Below are 10,454 nucleotides of genomic sequence, written 5' to 3' on the forward strand. Positions count from 1 at the left end.
TCACTCCATGTTGCTTTCATAGCGACTATGAGGTGTATGGGGGTTCTGGACTATTGTCGGACGGAGGCGACAAAGTCGCGCATCGTCTTCGCCCCGTCGTCACCGACGCTCTCGGTGAGCGAGTCGATGGTGACGTGACCGAGGCTCTCCCGCCACTCTTTTTCCGCGTTCAGCATCGCCTTGTGGATACCGCATTTCCCGCGGGCCTTGATTTTCTCCGCCTCGGGTTCAAAGATGCCGCGGCATCGTACGTTCTCGCAGTTAAACAGGGGCGCATCTCCTTGGATGGCGTTGAGGACATCGAGCAATGTGATGTCAATTGCCGGCTTCGAGAGTCGGTAACCGCCTCGTTGCCCAGCGGCTGACGCTACGACCCCCTGCTTGACGAGGAGCTGGAGTTGCTTGGTGAGGTACTCCTCTGAGATGTCGAACATTTCGGACAATGCGCGACGTGGCACCGGGCCGACGTCATCGCATACGGCGAGAGCGACGAGGCAGTGGGCCATCCATTCGGCACCGCGGGGTAACTTCATGGGTCCACCTTATCTACCTGGACTCAGATACGTCATGTCTAGGCACCCACCACCCTTCGCATCGCGTCGAGCTTGTCCGAGGTCTCTGCGAACTCGGTCGTCGGATCGCTGGCGGCGGTGATGCCACCGCCAGCCCGGAGGGTGACGCTGTGCTGGTCGTCGTCGATCTCCAGTCCCCGCAGTGCCACGTACAGGTCGCCGTCTCCGTCGGGGGTCAGCCAGCCGATGAGCCCGCCGTAGTAGCCGCGCGTTGTCTCAACTCCGCTGATGAAAGCTGAGGCCTGGTCTTGGTCGACCCCGCAGACAGCTGGTGAGGGGTGTAGCAGGTCGACCAGGGCCGCGATCGACACGGATTCGGGCACCTCGGCGCGGATCGGGGTACCGAGGTGCCAGACGTTGTTCGCCGATACGATCGATGGCTCCGCTGCGACGGATACCTCCGTCGCAATCGTGTGGAGTCTGGACCGCATGAAGTCCACGAGGAGGCCGTGTTCTTCCAGGTACTTCGGTGTGCGGAGCTGGGCCTCGGCTTCGGCCCTCGTCAGTGCGCCGGGCACGGTGCCTGCCAGTGGCTGCAGACGTACAGTGTTCCCTCGCTTGCTGAGGAACTGCTCCGGGGTGGCACCGGCGGCCACAGTGGAATCCTCGTCCTTGGTCGTGGCGTGATACCGGTAGGCCTCTGGGTAGAGAGCGTGAATGCGGGAGAGGAGGAGGCGGTGGGGTGGCATTCCTTCCCAGGTGTAGCGCTCTGATCGTGACAGAACGACCTTCGCCAGTTCTGGCTCGGTGTCGAAGGTGTGCCGTGCCTGTTCGAGGGAGAGCATGTAGCGGGCGGTCTCGCGTTCGTTGAACCGGATGTCCGGGGTCAGCGCGGTCGCATCGAAGCTACCGGGCTGTTCCACAGCCTCGGTGTCGGGCACAGTGCTGGGGCGGCCAAGATAGGTCGTGACGGGTGCACCCGTCTCGAACGGGATTAGCACGCCGAGGACTTCGCCGGTCTCAGCGGCGAGTGCTCGGCACTGGGCGTCTTCGAGGCTCTCGGTGCGGATCTCGGGGTTCGGAAGCACGACTGATCGTTCGTCACCGAATACCGCAAAGGCGGCACCCCAGACGGCAGCGCGGGTGGTGGGAGCGTGTTCTTGTGTCTGTGTCATGAGGTGGTCTCCGTCTCCAGCGGGGTGTAGTCGGTGTAGCCGCGCGTGCCGCCGGTGTAGAAGGTGGTGAAGTCGGGTGTCGCCAGGGTTGCGTTTGTGGCCAGGCGTCGGGGTAGGTCGGGATTGGCGATGAACAGCCGGCCCAGTGAGACGGCGTCGGCGCCGCGTGCGAGGGTGGACGTGGCGCGGGCGAGGACTTCGCTGGCGGGGGTGGTGGGGTCGGTGCCCATGTTGTGAATCCACCGGCCGTGCCACAGTAAGCGCATCTGCTCGATGATCTCGGGAGCACTGGTCGAGGTGGTGTGGAGGTAGGCCAGGTCCTGGACCTCCGGCTGGGCCAGCAGTTGACCGTATTGCGTGAGAAGGTCGAGCTCGTGCAGAGAGGTAACCGAGGCCCCTGGTGAGATTCTCAAGCCGACACGAGCAGCCCCGATGGCCTCGGTGAGCGCGTCGATGACGGCGATGGGGAACCGGCACCGGTCCTGCGGTGTGCCCCCGTACTGATCGATGCGAGTGTTCGTCTGGGGTGAGAGGAACTGGTGCAGGAGGAAGCCGTTGCCAGCATGGATCTCGACTCCGTCGAAGCCGGCCGCCATCGCCCGGCGTGCAGCCTGTGCGAAGTCGTCGATGACCTCCCGCATGCCTGCTTGGGTGAGTGCCTGGGGTCGTGCGTGCGGGAGCATGTCGGCACCGACCCTGATGGTCTCGGTCGGGATGACGTCCGAGGGCGCCACAGGCGTGCGGTCGCCGTTGACGGTGGGGTGAGCGTTGCCTCCGGCGTGCATAAGTTGCAGGACGATCGTGCCGCCGTTGTCGTGGACGGCGTCGACAACCTGTTTCCAGGCCTGTTCGTCGGCGTCGGTGATCATGTGCGGGCTGCCCGGCTGGTTCTTCCCCGTCCATGAGGGGTGGGTGCTCTCGGCGATGATCAGGCCCGCGGCGGCGCGTTGGCTATAGTAGGTGGTCATCGTCTCGGTCGGGGCGCCCTCGGCGTCGGCGCGTTGGCGGGTCATCCCGCTCATGACCAGGCGACTGCCGAGGGGAATGTCGCCGAACTGTGCAGGATCGAAAACTGTGTCCATGGTGATTCCGTCGAACTCGTGGGCTGGGATTGTCAGAAGTAATACGGGAACGGCGCCCAATCGGGTGCGCGCTTTTCCAGGAACGCGTCGCGTCCCTCGGCTGCCTCGGCGGTCATATAGGCCAGGCGTGTGGCTTCACCGGCGAAGACCTGCTGACCGACCATGCCGTCGTCTGGCAGGTTGAAGGCGAACTTGAGCATGCGAATGGCCTGGGGCGATTGGCGGCAGATGTCGGCAGCGAACTCGACCGCCGTGGACTCCAAGTCCGCATGCGTGACGACGGTGTTGACCGCGCCCATCTCATACATGTCTTGGGCGGAGTATTCGCGGGCGAGGAAGAAGATCTCGCGGGCACGTTTCTGACCGACTTGCCGGGCCAGGAGGGCAGAGCCGTAGCCGGCGTCGAAGGACCCGACGGTCGCGTCGGTCTGTTTGAACTTGCCGTGCTCTTTCGACGCGATCGTCAGGTCGCAGACGACGTGCAGGGAGTGCCCACCGCCTGCCGCCCACCCGGAGACGGCGGCGATGACGACCTTGGGCATGGTCCGGATGAGCCGTTGGACTTCAAGGATGTGGAGGCGTCCCCGACTGGCCACGTCTATGGTGCCGTCGTCGCCGGTGTAGAGGTAGCCGTCGCGGCCGCGGATGCGTTGGTCGCCGCCGGAGCAAAACGCCCAGCCGCCATCGGCCGGTGAGGGGCCGTTGCCGGTGAGGATGACGGCACCGACGTCGCTGGTCATGCGGGCGTGGTCGAGGACCCGGTAGAGCTCGTCGACGGTCTGGGGGCGGAAGGCATTGCGGACTTCGGGCCGGTTGAACGCGATCCGTACCCACGGGGCGAGGTCGGACGCGCCTGGTTGGAGACCACGGTGATAGGTGATGTCTTCCAGGCCATCGAATCCCTCGACCGGTCTCCACCGGTCGGGCTGGAAGGGGTTCACAGCGTCGGTCATGGTCGTGTGCCTCCTTGCGGCGTAGTGATCGGTGATGTGGGCGTGGTCTGGGCGTTCCACCGGGCATCGGCGCACTCTCGCGCGCGGGCGTGGAGGTCTCGGAGGTGCCCGCGTGCGGCGGGGACTTCGATCACGCTCAGGCCGTTGGCGTGTTCTTCGTGCAGTGCCTGGGGAAGCTCGGCGAGGTCGGCGACGCGGTGCCGGACCTGGTAGGCCTGGCAGAGGGCGGCGATGTTCACAGCCTGTGGCGTGCCGTAGATGCGTTCGAAGGTGGTGGCGTACGGGGGCTGCTTGTACTCGGGTGCGCCCTGCTCGAGGAGTTCGAAGATGCCCCCGCCCTGGTCGTTGATGACGACCAGGGTGAGGTTGGTCGGTACCTGTTCATAACGGCCGAACTGCAAGGCGGTGGCGTCGTAGAGGAAGGTGAGGTCGCCGACCATGGCCGTGACGTGCCGGTCAGGATGGGCCAGCGCGACACCGGCGGCAGAGGCGAGGGTGCCGTCGATGCCTGCTGTGCCGCGGTTGGACAGCGTGAACTGTGGGAACTCTCGTGCGACCAGGGCCGCATCGCGGATGGTGTTCGACGCTCCCAGCCACAGCAGCTCAGACTCGGGAACCGTCGCGAGGACGGCGCTGACAGCGTGCGCGCCACAGGGCTGAACCGTGGAGTCGGCCAACGCTGTGGCCCACGCGGCGCGGAGCGTCTGATCCAGGGTGGTGACGTGCTGGTCCCATGCCTCGTCTCGGGTCTCCGGTGGAGCCACGGCGGTAACCACGGCATCGAGGTCGGCAGCCGCGTAGAGCCACCGCTCATTGCCATCGCTGAGGAAGGAGGCGCGGATGCCGGGATGGCGCATGGTCCGGGTGACGTTGCGGTGCAGTGTGGGCCGTCCGAGGACGACGACCTCCTCCGGGGTGAGGTAGTCGAGAACCCACGGGTGCAATCGGGTCTGATCCTCGCGCAACGCCACCGTGGGCTCGGCGACAACGGGCACTCCTGCGGGCAGGAGCCTCGGGTTCGCACCGTCGCCGGCGATGACGAGGCTGTGCGAATGGACCCGGTGCGGCTCCGCTGCGGCCCCTGATCCGCGAGTGGCCGGAGGTGTCACCCAGGGCGCGTGGTCGGGCTTGCCAGCCGGCAGGTGGGGTTCGAACTGCCTCGGCGGCAGTGCGCTGGTCAGCGGAAGATCGAGATGGACCGGCCCCGCCGAAGCGCCGAGACGTCCGCCACCGGTCAGCACGGCGCGGCACACCGTCGACCGGATAGAGGCGTTGACCGTCGCCGTATCTGCGCCTTCGGGCGTGATCTGCATGCTGCCGCGTACCTGGCTGCGCAGAGCCTCGATTTGCTCGATGGTCTGCGAGGCTCCGGTACCCAGCACGGACACGGGGCGGTTGGCCGAGAGCACGATGACCGGCACGTCGGAATAGTTCGCCTCCGTCACGCTCGGCAGCAGGTTCGTCACGGCACTTCCGGAGGTGGTGACCACTGCGACCGGGCTGCCAGTGGCTTTGGCCATGCCGAGTGCGGTGAACCCGGCGACGCGCTCGTCCAGTCGGACGTGGAGGACGAGTTCCCGATTCTGGGAGCGGCGGGCCAGCTCGAAACCGAGCGGGCCGTTTCGTGAGCCAGGACAGTAGAGGAAGCAGCGCACGCCGTTGCGCACAAGCTCGTCAACGACGATTCCGGCCAGGACGTGAGCATCCGTCATCCGGGCGTCGCGCCCGGGGTGGAGATCCGATGGAGCTGTCGTGGGGGTCATGCCGGCACCCCGACGGGTTCGAACGCGAGGATGTTCATCGTGGGAGACAGCGTGTACTTCCCATCGGGCAGCATCAGGTTGTTGCCCACGAGGCTGGGCATTCGACCGATGGCGGGAGATGCCGGGGTGGTCTCCACGATGAGACCGTGATGGAGGCGCAGTGACGACAACCGAGGCCAGGCTTCTGCGGTCAATCGCACGCGCCGTCCGAGCGGAGAGGTCTCGTCCGGGGTCACGGACCCGATGGCGGAGACGCGTCGGAAGGAGCAGCTGGCGACTTCGAGTTCGCTGCGGATGACCGGAGCAATGAGGGCGGCAGGTTCCGTACCGTTCCAGTGGGAGGTCACGGCCGCGTTGGCAGCAAGCTCATCGCTGAGCTCTGGTTCCCGTATCGCCGCGTACCGGGCCACTGCCGCGACCAGATCGTCGCTGGTGTCTGCCCCGATTTCCGAGACCAGGGTGAAGGCGTCCTCGATGCCTTGGTTCATGCCGCGACCGCCCGCGGGTGATTGCACGTGGGCGGCATCACCGATGAGCGCGATCGGCCCTTGGGCGAACCGGGTCGCCTGCTGCGTGTGGGCGAGGAACGTGGCCTCCCACACCACTGGTCCTTCCGGAGCTGGGAACCCGTGCCCGAGTGCGCGTTCGCGCAGAAAATCCGCCCCGGCGTGGGTGTCTTCCCCGGGGAAGGGGGCAACGAGGCGGATCGTGTTCTCCGGCAGCGGAACCGTGACCAGGGCGCCCGGCTCCCCGGTGCACGTCCACACCGCGTCGCGGTCGAACCCGCCGGTGTCGTCGACGAAGTCGCGCAACGCGAACCGCGTTCCACGACCGGGACCGGCGAGTTCGACGCCGATGGCCTCGCGGACGATAGACCGGTATCCATCGGCACCGATGAGAAGGTCGACCGTCAGGTCCGGAAACGTGCCGACGTCACCCTTGCCGGTCACAAGGACGCGGCCATCGTCCTGCTGATGGGCGCCGGTCACCCTGACACCGCGATGAATGCGTACTCCGACCCTGCGCGCACGGTCTTCAAGCAGACGTTCCAGGCGTGACTGGGACAGCGTCACACACCCGGCCGCGCCCAGGTCGAGTCTCCGCTCACCGGTCTCCGTCCGGAACCCCAAGACGGAAACGGGATGCCCTTCAGCCTTCACCTTTCCGGCGACGCCGACGAGGCCGAGGACATGCAGGGCCGGCGGCCACAGCGTCGGTGCCCGGGTCCCTGTCCGTGCTCGCGCATGAGCCTCGACCACAGTGACTTCCCAGCCGAGCCGGTGCAGGAGAAGCGCTGCGATCAGCCCAGAGGTGCCAGCACCGGCGATCGCGGCGCGCCTCACCGGGTTCGCCTGAGAACCGCTCATGCCGCGCTCGCCTGCAGACGCGGCAGGGCCGCTTCAAGCTGGTTGCGCTGGACCTTCATCGTCGCCGTCCGTGGGAGATCTTCGTACGGGAGCACGAGTGGTGCCGCCATATGCGGCAGATCCGCCACGCTCTTCCACCAGGCTTCCCAGTCCATCTCGTGACCGTCGGCGATCGCGACGACCGGCTGCGGTTCCCCGGCCTGGCCGCGGACGAACACGATCTCGCTGAGGAAGGAGTGCTGATCGAGCAGGCGGTCCTCCAGTGCCAGGGTGCTCTCCACGTTGGCGATGAGGTCGACCTGTCGGTCCAGCAGCGCGATCTGTCCGAGATAGCCTTTGATGCCGACGTCACCGCTGTCCCACCACTGCCCGTACAGGTTCTGGTTGAAGCGGTCTTCTTCCCGCCAGTACGTCAGGGCTCGACCGCGGGAGTACATCTGGATGGCACCGGACTTCCGCCGTCGCTGCACACGACCGTGCTGGTCCACGATGCGCGCTTTGGTCATCCGCGGCATGCCCACGCCCACCCAGCGGGCGTTGGTGAGCCGGAGGGTTTGCGGGGTGTGCGCCCGCATGATCATCGGCCCGCACTCGCTCTGTCCGTACACCTGCAAGAAGACCGGCACCTTATACTGCGAGGCGCGCAGGTACTTCGCCATCGTCTCCTTGTTGATGGCGTCGAACGTAGAATGCAGGTACTTGATGCTGGAGAACACCGATGGGTCCGACTCGACCAGCGTCAGCCACCGCACGAAGTGGTTCGGGTGAGTCTCGAGCACCTTCGGCCGGTACCGCCGCAGCGTCGCTTCCACGTTCGGCAGGCTCGGATCGGAGATGTTGAGCAGGCTGAACCCGTAGGACATGAGCGAGGCAATGCCGATGTTGAAGCGGCTGTGGACCGGTGAGATGTGGAACGCGACGAGCGAGTCCTTGTCAACGGCCGAGAGGACCCGCTGCTGCCACAGCACCCGCCAGCCCATCGAGGTCTGCGAGTGCACGATCAGCTTCGGCACCCCCGTCGTTCCGGAGGTGTGGGTCATGTAGGCGACAGCGTCGACCCGTCCACGCGGGGCGGGAGCGGCAGGCTCATCAACCGGCTCATAGTCGGCCAGATTGATCTTGTGCTGCGGTGTCGCACCGTCGACGGCGCTGACCTTCTCGGCAGTCTCAGCGTCGTAGAGCACCCAGGGATCGTCGAGCCGGTGTAGGAGAGCGTCGAGGGTCTCGGCCGGCAGGTGCGGGGAGATCATCACCGGCACCCCGCCCGCGTAGCCGATGGCCACCGCCCACATGTAGCTGTCGAAGGACGCGGACTTGAAGACCGCGGTGTGCGTGCCCGGCGTCATGCCGTGGCTGATCAGCCACGCCCCGCGGCGCTCGATTGCCTCGAGCACCTCGGCGTAGGTGGCGTGGATGCCCAACTCCGGAAACGTCGGCAGCGGAGTGTCGAAGTGCATCATCACGGCCGGATGCTTCCTGGCCGAGTCCCGGAAACCCCAGTAGAGGTGCAGTGGTTCGCTGGCCGGGGCGACCAGCTGCTTGAGCGCGCGGATCATCACCGGGCCCTGCCTGCCGCGATGGTCACCAGCCGTTCAGCGAGATACCGCATGGCCTCATGGTTCTCCTCGGGCACCGAGGCCTGCTGCGCACCGGAGACGCTGGAGACTCCGTAGGGGTTGCCGTTGAGCGGCTTCTGCTGTGCCTCTCCGGCCGCCCCAGCGGGCACGATGATCGCCCCCCAGTGGTAGAAGATGTTGTTGAACGCGAGGATCGTGGACTCCTGGCCGCCGTGGTTGGAGGCGGTCGACACGAACGTGGCCATGAACTTATCCGCCAGGACTTCCTGCTGGTGGAGGGGCAGCGTCTGGTCGATGAAGTGCTTCAGCGGACCAGACATCGATCCGTACCGGCCAGGCGTGCCCCACAGGACCGCCTCGGCGGAGGTGAGATGCTCCAGCGCCCGCGCGTGCGCCTGAGCAGTGACCTCGGCATCGTCGAGTTCCGGCAGGGCGTCCACCGTTACCGAGTGTCCGAGTGCTTCGAGGTGGTCCTTGGCCGTACCGGCGAGAGCAGCGACGTTGCCGGTGGAGCTGTGAAAGATGATCGCGACCTGCATGTCAGGTCTCCCTTCTCTCGTGGTTAGAGGCTGGTGCCCATGGAGGCGTCGATGACCTGCCCGGTGATCGCCTGGGAGGTGTCCTGGGCGAGCAGACTGACGACCTCGGCCATGTCCTCGGGCCGAGCGAGCTTCTTCACCGCACTGCCGTCACGGGTCGCGTCAGCCGCGTCCCGGTTGCCACGCAGCCAACCGGCGTTGATGTCGGTGTCGACGACTCCAGGGGCGACCACGTTGACGGTGATGCCGCGGGCGCCGAGCTCGGCGGCCATGGTGCGGGCCAGGTACTCCAAGGCGATCTTGCTCATCCCGTACCCGGTCAGGGCAGGGAACGAGTACCGGGTCAGTGCCGAGCCGGTGAAGATGTACTTCCCACCCGGCGCGGTCACGAGGTCGACCAGTCCTGCGGCGAGTTCGTAGGGGGCGACGGTGTTGGTCTGGAACAGGTCGCGGAGCGCATCGGCACTCAGCTCCTGGAAGTTCCCGAACGGGGCGATACCGGCGTTGAGGAACGCCAGGTCGATCGTCTTATCGGCCAGGGTCTCGCGCACCTGGCCCAGCAGTGCCTGCACGGCCTCGGGGTCCCCGAAGTCCGCCTGCACGGTCGTGACCGTGGTGCCGTGCTCGCGAGCGGATGCCTGCAAGTCGGTGAAGTCGGCATCGGCGGAGCGGTGGTGGGCGATGACGTCGTAGCCGAGCTGCGTCAGTCGGATAGCGCTGGCCTTGCCGATCCCGCGGCTTGCTCCTGTCACGAAGGCTGTCTTGGCTGCCATGTGGTCCTCTCCTCAGTTGGGTCTGTTCGCGGGGCAAGGGGAGCTTTCCCCGCACACCCAGCCTAGACAAAGTGGACTTAGTATGTCCAGGAACGCCACGTGAGCTACGATTGAGCAATGCGCACGGTCCCGATCGCGTTGCGCACGCGAGGGCAGCACGGTCGCAGCCGCCGCCGACCGTGCTGGTAGTTGCACCGTCGAGAACTCAACGAGGAGGACAACATGGTGGGCAACCCAGTCAGATACGACTTGGCGAGTAGCGTCCGAGATGCGCTGGCCTTTCATGCGCGTACGAGCCGAGAGCGCATCGTCACTTTCAACAATGCGAACAAGTACTCGGCCAGCGATGGTGTCAACCACGATGACGAAGCGCTGCCGGAGATCGGGGCTGATGCAGGAACAGGTGACAGATTCGGTTTCTTGTTCAGGCCGCTAACGTCAGCGCCTGCGTGATGAGTTTCTCCTCGTAGGCGACCGGGGTCAACTTCCCCAGGCCCTGCTGTTTCCTCCTTCGGTGATAGGTCCGTTCAATCCATCTGACGATTCGCAGTCGGAGTTCTTCTCGGGTGGCCCAGGGCTGGGCGTCGAGGACGTTGTTCTGCAGCAGGCTGTAGAACGACTCCTTGGCCGCGTTGTCCCCGGCAGCACCGACCCGCCCCATGGACCCGACCAGGCCGTGGTGCTCCAGGGCTTGGAGAAATTTCTTCGCTCGA

At 66.0% G+C, this 10,454-nt stretch carries 10 protein-coding genes; all 10 read right to left on the minus strand.

Annotated features, from left to right (window positions below; genetic code table 11):
* Positions 1 to 50: 50 nt before the first annotated feature.
* Positions 51 to 533, minus strand: coding sequence for an Rrf2 family transcriptional regulator (locus tag Q9R22_RS12950; protein WP_131333024.1), 483 nt, complete (start codon positions 531 to 533; stop codon positions 51 to 53).
* 38 nt (positions 534 to 571) lie between these two features.
* The gene (locus Q9R22_RS12955) at positions 572 to 1,687 is read right to left on the minus strand and encodes a chorismate-binding protein (protein WP_131333023.1); all 1,116 of its coding nucleotides are present in this window, start codon (positions 1,685 to 1,687) and stop codon (positions 572 to 574) included.
* Complete coding sequence (locus Q9R22_RS12960) at positions 1,684 to 2,769, minus strand: alkene reductase (protein WP_131333022.1); 1,086 nt, start codon at positions 2,767 to 2,769, stop codon at positions 1,684 to 1,686. The genes Q9R22_RS12955 and Q9R22_RS12960 overlap by 4 nt, the downstream gene beginning before the upstream one ends.
* A 32-nt stretch (positions 2,770 to 2,801) precedes the next feature.
* The gene (locus tag Q9R22_RS12965) at positions 2,802 to 3,722 is read right to left on the minus strand and encodes a 1,4-dihydroxy-2-naphthoyl-CoA synthase (protein ID WP_131333021.1); all 921 of its coding nucleotides are present in this window, start codon (positions 3,720 to 3,722) and stop codon (positions 2,802 to 2,804) included.
* The gene (gene menD / locus Q9R22_RS12970) at positions 3,719 to 5,485 is read right to left on the minus strand and encodes a 2-succinyl-5-enolpyruvyl-6-hydroxy-3-cyclohexene-1-carboxylic-acid synthase (protein WP_131333020.1); all 1,767 of its coding nucleotides are present in this window, start codon (positions 5,483 to 5,485) and stop codon (positions 3,719 to 3,721) included. Before menD ends, Q9R22_RS12965 begins: the two co-directional genes overlap by 4 nt.
* Complete coding sequence (locus tag Q9R22_RS12975) at positions 5,482 to 6,852, minus strand: NAD(P)/FAD-dependent oxidoreductase (RefSeq protein ID WP_131333019.1); 1,371 nt, start codon at positions 6,850 to 6,852, stop codon at positions 5,482 to 5,484. The genes menD and Q9R22_RS12975 overlap by 4 nt, the downstream gene beginning before the upstream one ends.
* Positions 6,849 to 8,408, minus strand: a complete 1,560-nt coding sequence (locus Q9R22_RS12980) for a class I adenylate-forming enzyme family protein (RefSeq protein ID WP_131333018.1) — start codon at positions 8,406 to 8,408, stop codon at positions 6,849 to 6,851. Before Q9R22_RS12980 ends, Q9R22_RS12975 begins: the two co-directional genes overlap by 4 nt.
* Entirely contained in the window at positions 8,408 to 8,968 is a 561-nt protein-coding gene (locus Q9R22_RS12985) for a flavodoxin family protein (protein ID WP_131333017.1), read from the minus strand. The genes Q9R22_RS12980 and Q9R22_RS12985 overlap by 1 nt, the downstream gene beginning before the upstream one ends.
* 23 nt (positions 8,969 to 8,991) lie before the next feature.
* Positions 8,992 to 9,741, minus strand: a complete 750-nt coding sequence (locus Q9R22_RS12990) for an SDR family NAD(P)-dependent oxidoreductase (RefSeq protein WP_131333016.1) — start codon at positions 9,739 to 9,741, stop codon at positions 8,992 to 8,994.
* Between the two features lie 424 nt (positions 9,742 to 10,165).
* A partial coding sequence (locus tag Q9R22_RS12995) for an integrase core domain-containing protein (RefSeq protein ID WP_311254291.1) occupies positions 10,166 to 10,454 on the minus strand: 289 nt, incomplete at its 5' end.

Origin of the sequence: Kocuria sp. PD6, from assembly GCF_031844145.1 — a bacterium.
Lineage (GTDB): Bacteria > Actinomycetota > Actinomycetes > Actinomycetales > Micrococcaceae > Kocuria > Kocuria marina.

Bases quoted from the DNA above. Each gene is read 5' to 3' on its own strand.
- menD (WP_131333020.1), bottom strand. From the start codon at position 5,485: ATGACCCCCACGACAGCTCCATCGGATCTCCACCCCGGGCGCGACGCC.
- Q9R22_RS12960 (WP_131333022.1), bottom strand. From the start codon at position 2,769: ATGGACACAGTTTTCGATCCTGCACAGTTCGGCGACATTCCCCTCGGC.
- Q9R22_RS12990 (WP_131333016.1), bottom strand. From the start codon at position 9,741: ATGGCAGCCAAGACAGCCTTCGTGACAGGAGCAAGCCGCGGGATCGGC.
- Q9R22_RS12980 (WP_131333018.1), bottom strand. From the start codon at position 8,408: ATGATCCGCGCGCTCAAGCAGCTGGTCGCCCCGGCCAGCGAACCACTG.
- Q9R22_RS12965 (WP_131333021.1), bottom strand. From the start codon at position 3,722: ATGACCGACGCTGTGAACCCCTTCCAGCCCGACCGGTGGAGACCGGTC.
- Q9R22_RS12955 (WP_131333023.1), bottom strand. From the start codon at position 1,687: ATGACACAGACACAAGAACACGCTCCCACCACCCGCGCTGCCGTCTGG.
- Q9R22_RS12975 (WP_131333019.1), bottom strand. From the start codon at position 6,852: ATGAGCGGTTCTCAGGCGAACCCGGTGAGGCGCGCCGCGATCGCCGGT.
- Q9R22_RS12985 (WP_131333017.1), bottom strand. From the start codon at position 8,968: ATGCAGGTCGCGATCATCTTTCACAGCTCCACCGGCAACGTCGCTGCT.
- Q9R22_RS12950 (WP_131333024.1), bottom strand. From the start codon at position 533: ATGAAGTTACCCCGCGGTGCCGAATGGATGGCCCACTGCCTCGTCGCT.